15 protein-coding genes are annotated in these 17,495 nt (G+C 71.1%); 4 read left to right on the top strand and 11 right to left on the bottom strand.

Going from position 1 to position 17,495, the window contains the following annotated elements:
* Positions 1 to 151 precede the first annotated feature (151 nt).
* The 6 genes from BLA15945_RS03665 to BLA15945_RS03640 all read right to left on the bottom strand — a co-directional run bounded on the left by BLA15945_RS03665 (position 152) and on the right by BLA15945_RS03640 (position 6,181).
* Complete coding sequence (locus BLA15945_RS03665; RefSeq protein WP_059234170.1) at positions 152 to 727, bottom strand: RBBP9/YdeN family alpha/beta hydrolase; 576 nt, start codon at positions 725 to 727, stop codon at positions 152 to 154.
* A 17-nt stretch (positions 728 to 744) separates the two neighbouring features.
* Positions 745 to 2,073 (bottom strand): MFS transporter, encoded by a 1,329-nt coding sequence (locus BLA15945_RS03660; protein ID WP_059234171.1) that lies wholly within the window; start codon positions 2,071 to 2,073, stop codon positions 745 to 747.
* 156 nt (positions 2,074 to 2,229) lie between these two features.
* Entirely contained in the window at positions 2,230 to 3,285 is a 1,056-nt protein-coding gene (locus BLA15945_RS03655; RefSeq protein ID WP_059234172.1) for a BKACE family enzyme, read from the bottom strand.
* A gap of 120 nt (positions 3,286 to 3,405) precedes the next feature.
* Positions 3,406 to 4,254 carry a TauD/TfdA dioxygenase family protein gene (locus BLA15945_RS03650; protein ID WP_174991505.1) on the bottom strand — a complete coding sequence of 283 codons (849 nt, stop codon included), beginning with the start codon at positions 4,252 to 4,254 and terminating at the stop codon, positions 3,406 to 3,408.
* A 10-nt stretch (positions 4,255 to 4,264) separates the two neighbouring features.
* The gene (locus tag BLA15945_RS03645; RefSeq protein WP_059234175.1) at positions 4,265 to 5,245 is read right to left on the bottom strand and encodes a quinone oxidoreductase family protein; all 981 of its coding nucleotides are present in this window, start codon (positions 5,243 to 5,245) and stop codon (positions 4,265 to 4,267) included.
* A gap of 18 nt (positions 5,246 to 5,263) precedes the next feature.
* Positions 5,264 to 6,181, bottom strand: a complete 918-nt coding sequence (locus tag BLA15945_RS03640; protein ID WP_059234178.1) for a universal stress protein — start codon at positions 6,179 to 6,181, stop codon at positions 5,264 to 5,266.
* A 243-nt stretch (positions 6,182 to 6,424) separates the two neighbouring features.
* On the opposite strand from BLA15945_RS03640, the gene BLA15945_RS03635 reads away from it, so the two are divergent.
* The 3 genes from BLA15945_RS03635 (at position 6,425) to BLA15945_RS03625 (ending at position 11,351) form a co-directional block, all read left to right on the top strand.
* A complete protein-coding gene (locus BLA15945_RS03635) occupies positions 6,425 to 9,118 on the top strand; it encodes a LuxR C-terminal-related transcriptional regulator (protein ID WP_174991504.1) in 2,694 nt (897 codons plus the stop codon).
* 230 nt (positions 9,119 to 9,348) lie between these two features.
* A complete protein-coding gene (locus tag BLA15945_RS03630; protein ID WP_174991503.1) occupies positions 9,349 to 10,473 on the top strand; it encodes a porin in 1,125 nt (374 codons plus the stop codon).
* Between the two features lie 173 nt (positions 10,474 to 10,646).
* Positions 10,647 to 11,351: a glutathione S-transferase N-terminal domain-containing protein gene (locus BLA15945_RS03625; RefSeq protein WP_174991502.1), complete on the top strand. Its 705-nt coding sequence runs from the start codon at positions 10,647 to 10,649 to the stop codon at positions 11,349 to 11,351.
* 119 nt (positions 11,352 to 11,470) lie between these two features.
* Here BLA15945_RS03625 and BLA15945_RS03620 read toward each other — a convergent pair whose 3' ends face one another.
* Complete coding sequence (locus BLA15945_RS03620) at positions 11,471 to 11,986, bottom strand: MarR family winged helix-turn-helix transcriptional regulator (RefSeq protein WP_174991501.1); 516 nt, start codon at positions 11,984 to 11,986, stop codon at positions 11,471 to 11,473.
* 129 nt (positions 11,987 to 12,115) lie between these two features.
* Between BLA15945_RS03620 and BLA15945_RS03615 the strand changes: the two genes are divergently transcribed.
* Positions 12,116 to 13,294, top strand: a complete 1,179-nt coding sequence (locus tag BLA15945_RS03615) for an MFS transporter (protein ID WP_059234185.1) — start codon at positions 12,116 to 12,118, stop codon at positions 13,292 to 13,294.
* Positions 13,295 to 13,589: 295 nt separating this feature from the next.
* On the opposite strand, the gene cobM is transcribed toward BLA15945_RS03615, so the two are convergent.
* Genes cobM through cbiE form a run of 4 tightly spaced genes read right to left on the bottom strand, consistent with a single transcriptional unit; the run spans position 13,590 to position 17,449 of the window.
* A complete protein-coding gene (cobM, locus tag BLA15945_RS03610) occupies positions 13,590 to 14,318 on the bottom strand; it encodes a precorrin-4 C(11)-methyltransferase (protein WP_174991500.1) in 729 nt (242 codons plus the stop codon).
* Between the two features lie 43 nt (positions 14,319 to 14,361).
* Positions 14,362 to 15,093: a cobalt-precorrin-6A reductase gene (locus BLA15945_RS03605; protein WP_174991499.1), complete on the bottom strand. Its 732-nt coding sequence runs from the start codon at positions 15,091 to 15,093 to the stop codon at positions 14,362 to 14,364.
* A complete protein-coding gene (locus BLA15945_RS03600; RefSeq protein ID WP_174991498.1) occupies positions 15,090 to 16,178 on the bottom strand; it encodes a cobalt-precorrin-5B (C(1))-methyltransferase in 1,089 nt (362 codons plus the stop codon). The genes BLA15945_RS03605 and BLA15945_RS03600 overlap by 4 nt, the downstream gene beginning before the upstream one ends.
* Complete coding sequence (gene cbiE, locus BLA15945_RS03595; RefSeq protein ID WP_174991497.1) at positions 16,178 to 17,449, bottom strand: precorrin-6y C5,15-methyltransferase (decarboxylating) subunit CbiE; 1,272 nt, start codon at positions 17,447 to 17,449, stop codon at positions 16,178 to 16,180. The genes BLA15945_RS03600 and cbiE overlap by 1 nt, the downstream gene beginning before the upstream one ends.
* Positions 17,450 to 17,495: the final 46 nt, after the last annotated feature.

Raw genomic sequence — 17,495 nt, 5'->3', positions numbered from 1 at the left:
GGAGCGGCGCGGCACCGAATGGGCGGCGTGTTAGGACGTCATATCTCGGTGAAAGGCGAGATGCGATCGGTTCGGGGCCGTATCACGGCTGAGGGTGACGGGAGTCGCGCCGGAACCCGGCCGGGCCGGCGCGTGGTGGAGAGATCTTCAGTCAGGCCGCGCGGAGCGCCGCCACTTCACCGATCAGCCGTTCGGCGTCATGCCACTCGCCATACCCGGACGCCGGGTTCAGGTGTCCGACCTCGCCGAGATCGACGAGCTTGCTGCCCCACCCGGCCGCGAACGCCTCGGCGCGCTCGAAGCGCGCGAGCGGATCGTTGCGGCTCGCGGCGACGATGCTCGGGAACGGCAGCCGTTGCGTCGGCACGGGCGTCCAGCCGTGTGCGTCGATTGCTTCCGGCGATGGATAGCCGGCGGGCATCGGCGTCTCGAGATCGGCCGGCGCCGCGAGCAGCGCGCCGTGGATCGCGCGCGTGGCCTGCAGCGCCCAATGGACGGTAATCATCACGCCCGCGCTGTGCGCGACGAGAATCACGGGGCCGTCGATCGCGGCCAGCGCCGCATCGAGTGCCGCAACGCGTGCGGCGCGGCTCAGCTTGTCGGCTTCGAGCGGCGCGACGGAGCGCGCATTCGGCAAGCGCCGTTCGAGATGCGTCTGCCAGTGGTCTTCGACGTGATCGCGCAAGCCGGGCACGATCAGGATGGTGGGCGCGGTCGCCAGGGTCATGCAGCCTCCGGAAGGGTTCAGGAAAGTTGAGACGCGCGCCGTTCGCGTTCGACGCGCGCGAGATCGGCCGCGTAGCTCGTGCGTCCGATCGCGAACAGCACGGCGGCCGCGAGCGGCACGACGGGAATCCATTGCAGTGCGCCGACGAGGCCGGCGCGATCGGCGGCCCACCCCGTCAGCAGCGGGCCCGGCGCCATGCCGAGCAGGTTGTTCGCGAGCGTGAGCGTCGCGAACGCCGACGCATGGATCGCGGCCGGCGTCAGGTTCGCGACCATCGCGCCCGATGCGCCGGACGCGCCCGCGCCGACCAGCATGCCCGCGCAGATCAACGCGAGCTGCAGCGGCCCCGGCGGCAACCGGAACGCGATCGCGAGGCAAACACCGGTGAGCACGCAATAGGCGATCGCGGTCAGCCATTTGCGCGAGCCGTCGGCACGCCCGACGCGGTCGGTGACGACGCCGCAGCCGACCATCCCGACGCCCGCGATCAGCACGAAGCCGGCCGCGAGCACGGCCGCACGGTCGGGCGCCATCGCGTAGTAGCGGTTCAGGTAGCTCGGCAGCCACGCGAACAGCGCGCCGGGCACGAACAGGTGCAGCCCGCTGCCGAGATACGCGCAGATCACCGAGCGCGACGCGAACAGCCCCGCCATCAGCGCGCGCACGCTGCCGCGCAGGCCGCGCGGCGCGTCGGCGTCGCGCCGGCACGGTTCGACGCGGCACGCGGCGAGCCGCCGCTCGGTCACCACGCAGCGATACGCGACGAGCAGCACGATGCCGAGCGCGGCCATCACGCCGAACGACCAGCGCCAGCCGAGATGCGCGCCGACCAGCCCGCCGAGCGCCATCCCGAACACCGAGCCGAACGCGCCGCCGGCCATGAACGCGCCGGTCAGCGTCGCGCGCAGCCGGGCCGGAAAGATGCTGAGGATCAGCGCGACGCCGACGCTGCCGTACGCGGCTTCGCCGAGCCCGACGAGGCCGCGCGCGACCAGCATTTCCGCGTAGTTGGTCGACAGCGCGCAGCCGAGCGTCGCGACGCTCCACAACGCGGCCATCAGCACGATGCTGCGCACGCGCCCGAAGCGGTCGGCGAGCACCGACAGCGGAAACGTCAGCAGGCCGACCAGCAGCGCAACGACGCCGGACAGCGAGCCGAGCTGCGTGTCCGACAGCGCCCACGCGTGCTTGAGCAGCGGAAACACCGCGTTGAGCACCTGCCGCGACATGTAGTCCGACAGCAGCAGCCCGACGGTCAGTCCGAACACGAGCCACGCATACGCGGGCGCGCGCCGCTCGGTGGCCGCCAGGTCCTGCAGCGACGGCTCGACGTGATGAATCAACATGCGTGTCTCCTCCGGCACCGGGGCGGCAATGCGCCGGCGCGGCTTGCGCGGCCCCGCTCCGTCCGGCGGAGCTTGCCTCGCGCGCCGCGCGAGGATGGGTGCCGCGCCACATCGATCGGCGGGCGGCGTTTGCGGGCCGCCCGGATGCGCTGCGCGTCAGGCCGCGCGCAGCGGCACGCTCAGCTGGCCCGGCCGGCGGTTCGGTGCCATGCCGAGCTGCGCGAGCGTTTCGTCGACGCCGTCGTACTGCACGCCGATCCGGTAGATCGCCTTCGCTTCCTTGCCGGTCGCGATGTCGCGGCCGAGTTCGCGCGCAATCCGCGCGCACTGCTCGACCTGCTGCACCGACGTCATCCGGTTGCCCTTCTGGTCGATGATCGTGTCCTCGATCCCGCAGCGCGGATGCAGGCCCAGCGCCATCGCGACCGTGTTGATCGGCAGCACGTTCTTCATCAGCGATTCGAGCGTGATGCACGCGCCGTCCGGGCAGCGCCGCACGAACTCCATGAAGTTGTACGGATTGGGGCCGTCGAAGCCGCCGCCGATGCCGACCCACGTGACGTTCAGCGGGCCGCGGTAGACGCCGCGCCGGATGATCCGTTCGAGCGTTTCGAGCGCATGCATGCCGGTCAGCTGGAAATGCGGCTGGATGCCGGCCGCCTGCAGCCGGCGCAGATGCTCGTCGACCCAGCCCGGGCCGGCCGGCACCGTCATCTCGCGGTACGCGTCCCACAGCGCGGCTTCGTTCAGCGACGTGCCGGCGATGTCCTTGCGGTTCATCAGCTCGGTGATGTTCATCTGCACGGTGTTGATCGCGACCGTCACCTGGTCGGGCTTCGGCGTCAGCTCGGCGAGCATGTGGCGCGTGTCGTCGGACAGCCATTTCGCTTCGGCGCCGTCGCCTTCCGGCGCGAACGAGATCGAGCCGCCGACCTGCAGGATCATGTCGGGCACCGCTTCACGCAGCCGGCCGAGCAGCTCGTTGAATTTCGACAGCCGCTTGCTGCCCTTGCCGTCGAGTTCGCGCACATGCAGGTGCAGCACGGTCGCGCCTGCGTTGTAGCAGTCGACGGCCTTCTGCACGTGCTCGTCCATCGTCACCGGAATGTCTTCCGGAAAATCGGCCGGCATCCATTCGGGGCCGTACGGCGCGACCGTGATGACCACCTTGTCCTGGTTTTCCGGGTGCAGCGAATCGTCGAGAAATTGCATGTCGTCCTCCAGTGGAAATCGTTGTATTTCGGGCGTACGGGCGTGCGTATCCCGCCGTGCCGGGCGGCGAGCCCGGCGCGTCGTATGTGGGATTGCGGATCGGTTAAGGTGCGGGCGCGCTCAGAACGGCACGTCGCCGACGATGCCCGCGCGCTCCATCCGGCGTACGCACGGCGGGTAGTCCATCACCGCGTAATGCTGCGTGCTGCGGTTGTCCCAGATCGCGACGCTGTTCTTCTTCCAGCGCCAGCGCACCTGGTATTCGGGGATCGTGGCCTGGCTGATCAGGTATTGCAGCAACTGGCCGGCGCCGGGGTTCGCGTCCTGGCCGAAGCGCACGCGGCCGGGCGTGTGGAAGTTCGTGAAATGCGTCGCGAACGCGTTCACGTACAGCACCTTCTCGCCGGTTTCCGGATGCGTGCGCACGACCGGATGCTCGGCATCCGGATACTGCGCCTTCAACGCGAGCCGCTTGTCGATCGGCATCGCCGCGCCGAAGCTCGCCTCGATGCTGTGGCGCGCGCGCAAGTCGGCGATCTGCTGCTTCACGTGGTCGGGCAGGTTCTCGTAAGCGAGCACCATGTTCGCCCACATCGTGTCGCCGCCAACCGGCGGACCCTCGATGCAGCGCAGCACACAGCCGAACGGCGGCGCCACGCGCCAGCTCGCATCGCTGTGCCACGCATTCTCGTAGCGGTCGTTCGGCTGGTCGGGCGACTTGTAGATCCGCACGAGCCCCGGGTGCTCGGGATCGCTGCCGGCGACCGGATGATCCTCGAGCTCGCCGAAGCGCCGTGCGAACGCAACGTGTTCGGCGCGCGTGATGTCCTGGTCACGCAGGAACAGCACGCGATGCCGCAGCAACTGCGCGCGGATTTCGGCGAACAGGCCGTCGTCGTGCACGGCGTCGGCGAGGCTCACATCCAGCAGTTCCGCGCCGAGCGCGCAGGTCAGGGGTTCGACTCGCATGCGCGTCTCCTCAGACGATGAACACCGACGAACCGGTCGTCTTGCGCGATTCGAGATCGCGGTGTGCCTGCGCGGCGTCCTGCAGCGCGTAGCGCTGGTTGATCCCGATCTTGATACGGCCGGCCGCGACGTGCGCGAACAGTTCGCCGGCCAGGTCGTTCTTTTCGGCCGGATCGGCGATGTAGTCGGCCAGCGCCGGGCGCGTCAGGTACAGCGAGCCCTTCATCGCGAGACGCTGCGGATCGAACGGCGGGATCGGGCCCGACGCGGTGCCGACGCACACCATCAGCCCGCGCCGCTTCAGCGAATCGAGCGAGCCTTCGAAGGTGTCCTTGCCGACGCTGTCGAACACGACGTCGACGCCTGCGCCGTTCGTCAGTTCGCGCACGCGCTTCGCGACGTCCTCGCGACTGTAGTCGATCGTATGGTCGCAGCCGTGGGCGCGGGCGATCGCGGCCTTGTGCTCGCTCGACACGGTGCCGATGACCGTGAGCCCGAGCAGCTTCGCCCATTGCGACACGATCAGCCCGACGCCGCCGGCCGCCGCATGCAGCAGGATCGTGTCGCCCGGCGCGAACGCGTGGATGCGGCGCAGCAGATAGGCCGACGTGAGCCCGCGCATCGTCATCGCGGCGGCGGTCTCGCACGAAATGCCGGCCGGCAGCCGGACGAGCGGCGCGGCCGGGATCAACCGCTCGGTGCTGTACGCGCCAAGCGTGTTCAGGAAGCCCGTGTAAGTCACCCGATCGCCGACGGCGACGTTCGTCACGCCGGGGCCGACGGCCTCGACCACGCCGGCCGCCTCGACGCCGATGCCGGCGGGCAGCGGCACCGGATACAGGCCGCTGCGGAAATACGTGTCGGCGAAATTCAGGCCGACCGCTTCGTGCCGCAGGCGCACCTGGCCGGCGCCCGGATCGCCGACGTCGACTGCCTCCCAGCGCAGCACGTCGGGGCCGCCGGTTTCGTGGAATCGCACTGCATGTGCCATTTTGTTCTCCGTATGTTGTCAGTCCGATGCGCGTCGCGCATCGTCAGGTCCAGTCATGCCCGGCGGCGTCGCGGTTGCGCGGTCCGCCGGCGGTTCGTCCAGTTCGTTCCAGTCCGCGTCGCCCAGGTAGCGCCGCGCGGCCGGGAAAATCACGCCTTCCATCCGCCCCATCTGCTCGAACGCGCCGTGCGCATAGCGAGCCAGCGCTGCGTCGAACGCGGCCGACGGCAGCCCGTCTGCGGCGATCCGGGCGAGCGCGCCGAGCGCTTGCGCGTCGCGCTGCCGCTGGCGGTCGAGTTCGTCCAGTTCGGCCGCGACGCACTCCGCGCGGACGCGCAATGCCGCGAAGAGCCGCGCTTCGGTGGCCGTGCGGAAACGCGCGTCCTGCAGCGCGGCGAGCGAGGCCAGTGCACCCGGTGCGTCGACCGCTTGCCGCTGCAGTTCGTTCGCCGTTGGCCCGGACCCCATCAGCGCCTGCAGCAGCACGCCGGCCATGCGATGCGCATCGAGACAACGCGCCATCACGCGCGCCTCGGCGGGCGTCCGGTGCGACGTGCACACCAGCACCGGCACGGCGCTCGTCGCGAGCAGATGCTGCCGTTGCGTGCATTGCGCCGCATCGGCATCCGGCGGCAGTGCCGCGACGCCAATCAGGTCGCAACCGAGCTCGCCGGCAAGCGCGCCGGGCGATGCGTCGCCGCTTGCCGGGTGGCCGGCCCCCGCGATCGCATGGGACAGGCCCTGCGCCCGCGCGGCGGCTTCCACTTTCGCACCGTGTTCCGGCAGCCGCGCTCCGGATAAACGCGAGTCCGGCGCGGCGGCGGGCAGGACGAACGTGACCCGCGCGCCGACCGCCCGCGCCAGTTCCAGTGCATGGCCGATCGCGTCGATGCCGCCGGGCACGCCGTCGACCGTCACGAGCAGATGGCGGTACATCGCGCCGCTCCGCTTATCCGGCGGTCGGCGCGCTGCGCCGTGTGCCGGTCGATACGATCTTCATGGGTGCCCTCCTCGCGGCGTTCGTCATGTATCGGAACCCATGCTATCGACGCGGCGCCGGTGCGGCCCCACTCGTCGCGGGGGGGATTGACGGGCGAATACGGTTCGGCCGATCCTTCCCCCCACGCCCACCCCGGACGCTGGCCCGCACGGCCCCGCCGGATTCCGACTGCTGCCCAGATGGCCCACCCACCCGATCGCGCCGACGCGCCCCCCACCGAACTGGTCCTGAAGACGACCGCGCCGCGCGTGCCGGCGCAGTTGCTCGCCCGCGCGCGGCTGAGCCTCGCCGCGCCGGCGTTCGACGGCCGGCCGGTCACGCTGGTACAGGCGCCGGCCGGGTACGGCAAGACGTCGCTGCTCGCGCAATGGCGCCGCGAAACCCTCGCGCTCGGCCGCGCGGTCGTGTGGCTGTCGGCCGACGAGCGCGACGACGCACCGCGGCTGCTGCAGGGGCTCGTGCAGGCCGTGCGCACCGGCTGCGCGCGGCCCGGCTTCGGGCGGCTGATCCCGGGCGGTGCGGCGCGCGCGCTGGACGGCCTGACCGCGTGGCTCGCGGAAGTCGCGCAACTGTCGATGGACGCGCTGCTGATCGTCGACGATGCCGAGCGGCTGCCGGGCGCCGGCCTCGACGCGCTGATCTACGTGCTGCACAACGCGCCGCAGAACCTGCATGTCGTCGTCGCCGCGCGGCGCGGGCTCGATCACGCGGCCGGCGATCTGCTCGCCGGCGGGCAATGCACGCTCGCGGGCCCCGACTGGCTGCGCTTCACGCTCGACGAGACGATCGCGCTGGTCGGTGCGCGCTTCGCGCAACGGGTGGACGCCGACGGGTGCGCGCGGCTGTTCGAACGCGTCGACGGCTGGCCGCTCGGGCTGCAGCTCGCGATGGCCGCGATGGCGCGCTCGGCCGATCCGCGCCAGGCGGTCGACGCGCTCGCCGCACGCATGGACGGCACGCGCGACCGGCTCGTCGAACTGCTGCTCGCGAACCAGTCGGCTGACGACACCGCGTTCCTGACACGCACGAGCGTCGCCGATCGCCTGCATCCGTCGTTGTGCGCGGCGCTGCTCGACGATGCGAACGCACCCGACCGGCTCGCACGGCTTGCGCGCGACACGCCGCTGTTCATTGCATCGGACGATTCGGACTGGTGCCGGCTGCATCCGCTCGTGCGCGACACGCTGCGCGACCGCCTGGCCACACGTTCCGACGTCGAGCGCAGCACGCTGCATGCGCGCGCGGCCGCATGGCTCGATGCGCACGGGATGAGCGAGGAAGCCGCGCGCCACGCGTACGCGGCCGGCCAGTTCGAGGCCGCGTACGCGCTCGCGCAGCGCTGCCTCGAGGATGCGATCAAGCAGGGCCGCATCAACGATGTGCTCGACTGGCTCGCGCTGCTGCCCGACGCGGAACTCGACAAGCGCCCGACGCTACGGATCGCGGTCGCATGGGCGCTGGCGCTCGGCGAGCGTCATGTCGAGGCGCAGCGCCAGATCGCGGGGATCCTCGCGGATGGCGGCACGCCGGCCGCGATGCGCTACGAATGCGCGCTGATCCTCAGCGCGGCCGCGTATTACGCCGACGAAATCGACCGCTTCGTCGAGCTGTTCGAGCCGTGGGCCGACTTCACGCCGCCGGCGGCGACATGGCTCGCGCAGATGCACGCGAACCGGCTGTCGGCGCGCGCGATCATCGTCGGCGAACCCGCGCAGGCGCGCCGTTTCCAGCAGGCCGCACCGCGCGGCGAAACGGCGGCCGGGTTCGGCTATGTCGCCCGCTGGGGCGAGCTGATCGCGGGCCTGAGCTACCTGCGCGAAGGCCAGATCCGGCTCGCGGACGACGTGCTGTCGCCGGCGCTGGCGCGTGCGGAGGCCGATCTCGGGCGCCGCCATCCGCTGACCTGCATGTTCGCGGCGATGTGCGCGGCCATCGCGTACGAGGCCGATCGCGTCGACCAGGCGGCCGCGTTGCTCGCGAACCGGCTCGACGTGCTCGAACACGCGGGCACGCCCGATACCGTGCTGCTCGGCTATCGCACGGCCGCGCGCATCGCGCTGCTGCGCGGCGTCGAGCATCGCGCGATCGACCTGCTCGAAGCGCTCGACGCGATGGGTGTCGCGCGCCGGCTGCCGCGCCTGTCGGTCGCGAGCCTTGCCGAGCAGGTGCGCATTCACGCGGCGCGCTATCGCGAGGCCACCTGCCATGCGCTCGTCGAGCGGATCGACGCGATCGCCGCGGCGCAATTTCCGGCGCACGGGCCGTTGTGGCGGCGCCCCGTCGTGCTGCTGCAGGCGACCGCGCATGCGGGCGCGGCGCTCGCCGCGCGCCGCTGGGACGATGCGAGCGCGGCGCTCGACGAAGCGGCCGTGCTGGCCCGCGAAATGAGCATGGGGCGCGAGCGCATCGAGATCATGGCGCTCAGCGCGTTCGCGCTCGAACAGTCGGGGCATGGCGGCCGCACGCTGCTCGACGAGGCGATGAATCTCGCCGACATGTTCGGACTCACGCGCACGCTTGCCGACGCGCATCCGGCCGTCGCCGACTGGGCGCGCCGCGTCGGCGACGAGGCGCTCGCCGGCGACGGCCCCGCCCGGCACGCGCTGCCGCAGCCGCGGATCGTGCCGCCGGCCCCGCGCGGTGCGGCGAGCCCGCGCGCGGTGCCGAGCGTCGTGCTGACGCCGAAGGAGCGCGCGATCCTCGAGCTGCTCGCACGCAACCTGTCGAACAAGGAGATCGCGGTCGCGCTCGCCGTCGGCGAGGAAACCGTGAAATGGCACCTGAAGAACCTGTTCGGCAAGCTCGACGCGAGCTCGCGCAAGCATGCGGTGCGCCGCGCGCTGGTGCTCGGGCTGCTCGAAAGCGCGCCCTGAGATCGGCCTGAATCCCTTGCCCCTGGCCGCATAGCCGCCCGTCCCTCCCCGTTCGATTCTCCGCAACCCTGCCCCCCGTGCGTGGGGGGGAGCGGCTGCCCGCCGTTGCGTAGTCTTTCCGCACGGCTCGCACCGGCGCCGCTTGTCGCGCCTTCCCGCCTGCCTCGATGTTGCCCCGCTTTACCCGGACGGGCTCGATCCCGTCCGGCCCATGACAACCCGGAGACTTCATGAAGACGAAACTGGCCGCGCTCGCGGCGCTTGCCGGCTGTTCGGCCCTCGCGCACGCGCAATCCTCCGTCACGCTCTACGGCGTGATCGACTCGGGCCTGCTGTACCAGAGCACGTCGGCTGCGTCGTTCAGCCCGACCGCGCCGAATACGGGCAAGGTGTTCCGCATGAAGGACGGCGGCATCTATTCGAGCTTCTGGGGCATCCGCGGCAGCGAGGACATCGGCGGCGGCTACAAGGTCAACTTCAAGCTGCAGGGTTCGTTCGACAGCGGGACCGGCAAGCTGCAGCTGAGCGATACGCCGGGCGCCGTCGCGATCTTCAACCAGGTCGCGTCGCTCGGCGTGTCGGGCCCGTTCGGCTCGTTTACGGCCGGCCGCCAGATCGTGCCGATGATCTATGCGATGGCCGACACCGACGTGCGCAACGCGCAGTTCTTCGGCAGCGTGCTGACCGCATGGCTCGGCCTGAACACCGCCGCCGGCTGGCCGGGCACGAGCACCAACGGCGCGATCGGCGCGCTGTACGACAGCAATGCGCTCGTCTATCAGTCGCCGGCGTTCGCGGGCGCGACGATCGCACTCGAATACGCGCCGGGCGGCGTCGCCGGGCAGCTCCAGGGCGGCACGCGCGAGTCCGTCGTGCTCAGGTATGCGAACTACGGGCTGAACGCGTCGGCCGTCTACTACAACGGGCACGATACGAATCCGGCGCCGGGCGTCGCGCCGACCGGCGTCGACAACAATCGCTTTTTTTACGTCGGCGCGAAATACACGATCCACGACTTTTCGGTGTCGGCGTCGTACGGCAACGGCAGGAATCCGTCGCATGCGGACAAGGTGAACCTCGACATGCTGTCGGCCGGCGTCGGATACCGCTTCACGCCCGCGTTGCAGGTCACGTCCGCCGTGTACTACCTGAAGGATCGCAACCGCTCGGAGAACCGTTCGACGGCGGTTGTGCTCGCGGCCGACTACAGCCTGTCAAAGCGGACGATGGTCTATGCGCAGGTCGGCCGCGTGAACAACCGCGGCACGATGGACCAGATGCTCGTGTACGGGCAGCCGGTCGCGCCCGGCGTCGGCACGACGGCCGCGATGATCGGGCTGCGGCACAACTTCTGACGGCTTCGGGCGGGGTGGCGGCGGCCGGCCGAGGCCGGCGCCTGCATCGATTCCGGGGATCGGCTACAGTGGGCGTCTTTGGCGCGCGCCGGCCCGCCGCCGCGCCGCGGATCGTGCGCGAGCGCGGTGGCACGGACGGCGCGCGGATCCTTCACTTCGACGAGCGAACCTTCATGCCCGATCTGTCCGCCTTCCCGATTACGCACAAGTGGCCGGCCCAGCATCCCGACCGTCTCCAGCTGTACTCGCTGCCGACGCCGAACGGCGTCAAGGTGTCGATCATGCTCGAGGAAACCGGCCTGCCTTACGAGCCGCACCTCGTGCGCTTCGACACGAACGACCAGCTGTCGCCCGAATTCCTGTCGCTGAACCCGAACAACAAGATCCCGGCGATCATCGACCCGAACGGCCCCGACGGCAAGCCGCTGCCGCTGTTCGAATCGGGCGCGATCCTGATCTATCTCGCGGACAAGACGGGCCAGCTGATCCCGAAGGATCTCGCCGGCCGCTACGAGACGCTCCAGTGGGTGATGTTCCAGATGGGCGGCATCGGGCCGATGTTCGGCCAGCTCGGCTTCTTCCACAAGTTCGCCGGCCGCGACTTCGAAGACAAGCGTCCGCGCGACCGCTACGTCGACGAGTCGAAGCGCCTGCTCGCCGTGCTCGACGCGCATCTCGCGAACCGCCAGTGGGTGATGGGCGATACCTACACGATCGCCGACATCGCGATCTTCCCGTGGGTGCGCAACCTCGTCGGCTTCTACGAAGCGGGCGACCTGGTCGGCTTCAGCGAATTCCGGCACGTCGCACGCGCGCTCGACGCGTTCGTCGCGCGCCCGGCCGTCGCACGCGGGCTCAACATTCCGGCACGCGGTTAAGCGACCGGGCAGCCGCGCGGGCGCGCCGTGTGCGGCCCGCGCGCTGCGCGAGCCCGCCGCATTGCACGGCGGGCGTTTTTTTGCCCGCGCGACGCGTCCGCGTCACGCCTGCGGCGGCGCTACTTGCCGCCCGGCGCTTCCGGCGCAGGACTTTCCAGCCCCGTCAGCAGCTTGCCCAGCAATTGCGACAACTGGGCCTGTTCCGCGTCCGACAGCGCGGCCAGCAGCGCGCGCTGGTTGTCGAGGTGCGCGACGACCGCGTCGTCGATCAGCGCGCGGCCGGTGTCCGTCAGCGCGACGAGCGTGCCGCGCCCGTCGGCCGGGTTCGGCCGCCGCTCGACCCAGCCGGCCTTCTGCAGCCGGTTGATGCGCGCGGTCATCCCGCCCGACGACATCATCAGCGCGTCGTACAACGCCGTCGGCGTCAGCGCGAACGGCGCCCCGCCGCGCCGCAGCGTCGCGAGCACGTCGAATTCGCCCGGCTGCATCCCGTAGCGCGCAAACAGCGGATTGAGACGGTCGCGCGCGATCACGAGCGCGGCTTCCTGCAGCCGCCCCATCACCACCATCGACGACGCGTCCAGATCCGGACGCTCGGCGCGCCATTGCGCGAGCGCATGCGCGGCTCGATCCATTAACCCTCCTCGGCTCACCAGTTATCTTGACGTCGAGATAAATCAGCATTTATCTTGATGTCGAGATACTTTACCTGAAAACGCACGGCGCCTCGTTGGCAGCCGTCACCGATATCGAGGGCCTCGCCGATGAATCGCTTCACTTCCCCCGGATGGCGGCTTGCCGCCATCGTGCTCGTCGGGCTGAACCTGCGGCCCGCGCTGGCCGCGGTTGGCCCGCTGCTCGACATGATCCAGCGCGCGACCGGTATCGGCGACGGCACGGCCAGCCTGCTGACGACGATCCCGATCCTGCTGATGGGGCTCGGCGCACTGGGCGCGCGGCGCCTGCAGCGCGTGACCGGCATCGCGGGCGGCGTCTGGCTGGGTGTCGCGCTGATCGGGCTGGCCTGCGTGTCGCGGATCGGCGCGCAGCACGCGTGGCTGCTGCTCGCGAGCGCCTGCTGCGCGGGCGTCGGGATCGCGATGGTGCAGGCGCTGCTGCCCGGCTTCGTGAAGGCGCATTTCGCGACGCGCATCGGCGGCGCGATGGGCGTCTATTCGACGTCGATCATGGGCGGTGCAGTGCTCGCAAGCGTCGTCGCGCCGTTCGCTGCAGCGCGCTGGGGCTGGCTCGCCGCACTCGCGGGCTGGGCGCTGCCAGCCGTGGTGGCCGCGCTCGCGTGGCCGCTTGCCAGCCGCGGCGGCGACGGCTTTGCCGCCGCGCCGGCCTCGACGTCGAATGCGCAGCCGTCGCGCTCGCCGCGCGCATGGCGGCTCGCGCTGTTCTTCGGGATCGCGACGGGCGCCTACACGCTCGTGCTCGCCTGGCTGCCGCCGTACTACATGCGGCTCGGCTGGTCGCCGACGGCGGCCGGCAGCCTGCTCGGCGGCGTGACGCTCGCGGAAGTCGTCGCGGGGTTGACGATCTCGGCGACGATCGACCGCCTGCCCGATCGCCGGCCTGCGCTGCATGCGGCGATCGTGTCGCTGTTGGCCGGGTTGCTGGTGATGCTGGCCGCGCCCGAAGCGCTCGCGCTGCCGGCCGCGCTGCTGCTCGGCGCGGGAATCGGCGCGCTGTTCCCGCTGTCGCTGATCGTCACGGTCGACCATGCGGCGACGCCGGCCGATGCCGCATCGTTGACGGGGTTCGTGCAGGGTGTCGGCTATTTGATCGCCGGATCGTTCCCGTTCGCGGCCGGTATCGTGCGCCAGCATCTCGCGGATTTGACGCCTGCGTGGATCGCGATGGCGTGCCTGTGTGTCGTGCTGTTCGCGCTGGCGGCCGGGTTTGCGCCGCGGTTGGCGCGGCAGGTTGCGCGCGCCTAGGCGACTGTCCTCGCGTTAGCCGTCAGCCGCCCGCTTCCCGCTCCGCGACGAACCGTCGGCAGGCCCGCCCGGACGGACGCCGCCGCAAGTCTCACGCACCTTCGTCGCACCGCCGGCACCCGCGGATCGCCTGTTGCAGGTTCCCCGTCGTCCGCATTGCCGCGTCGATCCCGATCCTCGGCGAGACGGCATCGCCGGTCCGTTTCGTTGGCGGCGCGATCACGATCGGCGCCGCGCTCGACACACGTCTGCGTGACCGGCACGCCGCGCCGCGCCGGTCACGGCGCGCGCGTGATCAGCCGGCGCTCGCGTACAGCGTCGAATCCGCGAACCCTTCGGCATCGAGCACGCGTCCGATCAGGATCAGCGCGGTGCGCTCGATCTGCGTGCCCTGCACCCTGGCGACGATGTCCGCCAGCGTGCCGGTCACGCGCGCCTCGTCGGGCCAGCTCGCGCGATAGATCACCGCGACCGGGCAATCCGCGCCGTAATGCGGCAGCACTTCGTCGACGATGCGCGCGAGATGGCGCACGCCGAGATGGATGGCGAGCGTCGCGCGGTGTGCGGCGAGCGAGCCGAGCGCCTCGCCTTCCGGCATCGTCGTCTTGCCCGCGAAGCGCGTGAGGATCACCGTCTGCGCGACCCCGGGCAGCGTCAGCTCGACGCCGAGCGTCGCCGCGCAGGCGGCCGTGGCCGTCACGCCCGGCACGATTTCATACGGAATCCCGAGCGCCTTCAGCCGGCGGATCTGCTCGCCGATCGCGCCGTACAGCGATGGGTCGCCCGAATGCACGCGCGCCACGTCCTGCCCTTTCGCATGTGCGGCCGCGAGCAGCGCGACGATTGCGTCGAGGTCGAGTTCGGCCGTGTTGACGACCTGCTCCGCGCAATGACCGTCGAGCACGGCCGCCGGCACCAGCGAGCCCGCATACAGGATCACCGGGCACGTGCGCACGAGGCGCTGGCCCTTCACCGTGATCAGCTCCGGGTCGCCGGGCCCCGCGCCGATGAAATACACCGTCATCGAAAATTCTCCGTCAATTCGTTGGATGATCCGCTGCGCCGCGTCATGCGCGCGCGGCCGGATCGAGTGCGTCGAGCAATGCCGCGGCCGAGTCGAATGCGCGGTCGGCGTCGGGCAGCGGCGGCCGGCGCAGCATCACGACCGGCAGCCTGCGCTCGCGCGCGACGTCGAGCTTGGCCTCGGTGGCCGCACCGCCGCTGTTCTTGCTGACGACGACGTCGATGCCCGCCAGCGCGAACAGCGCCCGTTCGCCGTCGGGCGTGAACGGCCCGCGCGCGGCGATGATCTGCGCATGCGCGTTGCCGGGATGCGCGTCGAGGCAGCGCACGAGCCAGAACTGATGCGGCGGGATCGCATCGAGATGCGCGAGCGGTTCGCGGCCGAGCGTGAACAGCGGCCGCCTGAACGGTGCGAGCGCAGCTTCGATGCCGGCCCAGTCGTCGACCATCCGCCAGTCGTCACCCGGTTGCGGCATCCAGGGCGCGCGCCGCAACGCCCAGAGCGGCACACCGGCGTCGCGGGTCGCGGCAGCGGCGTTCGCGCTGATCTGCGCGGCATACGGATGCGTTGCATCGATCACGAGGCCGATGCCGGCGTCGCGAAGATACGCGGCCAAGCCGGCGGCCCCGCCGAAACCGCCGACGCGCACGGCGCAGCGCAGGTCGTCGGGGGTCTTGCCGAGACCGGCCAGGCTATAGACGTGATGCGGGCCGAGCGCGCGCGCGATTTTCAGCGCGTCGCCGGTGCCGCCGAGCAGCAGGATCCGCGCGCTCATCGCGCCTCCCCGACGAAGCGCCCCTGACGGTCGATCGCGAACATCTCGACGGCGACCGACGGCGGCACGATATCGCGTGCGACGCGCAACGCCTGTGCGCAGACGAGATCGCCGAGCGGCACGCCGTCGGCCTGTGCAAGCTTCAGCGCTTCCTGGCTCGTGTTCGCGGCGCGCATCGCGGCCTGCAGCGCATCGCTCGCGCCGGCGTCGGCCGCCCATTGTGCGAGCAGCGGCAGGTCGATGCTCGAATGGCGGCTGTGCAGGTCGAGGTGACCGGCCGCGAGCTTGCTGAGCTTGCCGAACCCGCCGCACATCGACAGGCGCGCGACCGGCGCGCGCCGCAGGTGCTTGAGCACCGCGCCCGCGAAATCGCCCATCTCGATCAGCGCCATGTCGGGCAGGTGGTAGTGCGCACGCATCGCGTCCTCGCTCGCGTTGCCCGTGCACGCGGCGATATGCGCGATGCCGTTTGCGCGTGCGACATCGATGCCCTGGTGAATCGACGCGATATAGGCGGAACACGAGAACGGCCGCACGATGCCGGTCGTGCCGAGGATCGACAGCCCGCCGACGATGCCCAGACGCGGATTCATCGTCTTCAGTGCCAGTGCCTCGCCGCCTTCGACACCGATCGTCACGTCGAAGCCGCCCGCGTAGCCCTGTTCTGCCGCGAGCGCTTCCAGGTGGGTCGTCATCATCTGACGCGGCACCGGGTTGATCGCCGGTTCGCCGACGGGCAGCGTCAGCCCCGCGCGGGTGACCGTGCCGACGCCCGGCCCCGCATGAAAGCGCACGCCGGGCGCCGCCGCGAGCGCGACGCGCGCGACGATCAGCGCGCCGTGCGTGACGTCCGGATCGTCGCCGGCATCCTTGATCGTGCCGGCTTCGGCGCCGTCGGCCGTGGTGCGGCAGAACTCGAGCCGCATCATCACGCGTTGCCCCTTCGGCAGCACGATCTCGACCGCGTCGTCCGCCTGGCCCGCGAGCAGCAGCCGCGCGGCGGCGAGCGACGTCGCGGTCGCGCAGCTGCCGGTCGTATAGCCGAAGCGCAGCGGCGCGGGCTGTTCGGGGGTTTCGTCGCGCATCACGCGTCCGTTGCGTTCGCCGGATTCGACGCGCCGGCCGTGGCGATCGCATCGGCCCTGTCGTCCGCGTCGGGCTTGCGCACGTCATATAGCGTGACCGGCAGCGGCTGGCGCCACGTGTCGAAGCGGCCGAGCGGCTCCGCATGCGCGAGCGACACGCGCGTGAGCGTGCCGCCGTGCGCGTCGCGCCACGCGGCGAGCGCCATCTCGCCCTGCAGCGTGACCGCGTTCGCGACCAGCCGGCCGCCGGGTTTCAGCGACGACCAGCACGCGTCGAGCACGCCGGGCGCCGTCGCACCGCCGCCGATGAAGATCGCGTCGGGCGTGGCGAGCCCCGCAAGCGCATCGGGTGCGCGGCCCGCGACGAGTTGCAGGCCCGGCACGCCGAGCGCATCACGGTTGTGTTCGATGAAACGCTGCCGTTCCGCATGCGCCTCGATCGCGATTGCCTGGCAGGATGGATGCGCGCGCATCCATTCGATGCCGATCGAGCCGCTGCCCGCGCCGACGTCCCACAGCAGTTCGCCGGGCGCGGGCGCGAGGCGGCCGAGCGTCATCGCGCGCAGGTCGCGCTTGGTGAGCTGGCCGTCGTGGCGGTATGCATCGTCGGGCAGGCCGGGCGTGAGCGCGCGGCGCGGCGCGTCGGGGCCGGCCTGGCAGTCGAGCGCGACGAGGTTGAGCGCGGCCGTTTCGGCGACGGTCCACTCCTGCGCGAGGCCGTCGAGACGCCGTTCGAGCGGGCCGCCCAGATGTTCGAACACGCTGATGCGCGTCGGCCCGAAGCCGCGTGCGGCGAGCTCGGCCGCGACGGCGGCCGGCGTGCGGCCGTCGGCGCTCAGTACGAACAGGCGCCGCCCCGGCAGCAGGTGCCGCGCGAGCGTCGCGAGCGGACGCCCGACAAGCGAGACCGCGCCGACGTCCTGCAGCGCCCAGCCCAGGCGCGCGGCCGCGAGCGACAGCGACGACGGCGCGGGCAGCACGCGCCATTCGTCGGGGGAAAGCTGGCGCGCGAGCGTCGCGCCGACGCCGAACAGCATCGGGTCGCCGCTCGCGAGCACGCATACGGGCGAGCCGCGCCGCGCGAGCACGCCCGCGAGATCGAACGGCGACGGCCACGCTTCGCGTTCGGCACGCAGCCGTGCCGGCAGCATGTCGAGATGCCGTTTCGCACCGACCACGCGCATCGCGTCGAGCAGCGCGCGTCGTGCGCTGCGCCCGAGCCCCGCGTAACCGTCGTCGCCGATGCCCACTACCGTCAGCCACGCCGTCATGCACCCTTCCCCATCGTTCGATTTCCTGCCATGTGTTGCGATGCGC

The sequence above is a fragment of the Burkholderia arboris genome, from assembly GCF_902499125.1.
In the GTDB taxonomy this organism is placed as follows: Bacteria; Pseudomonadota; Gammaproteobacteria; order Burkholderiales; family Burkholderiaceae; genus Burkholderia; species Burkholderia arboris.
This window is presented reverse-complemented; position numbering and strand designations above follow the sequence as displayed.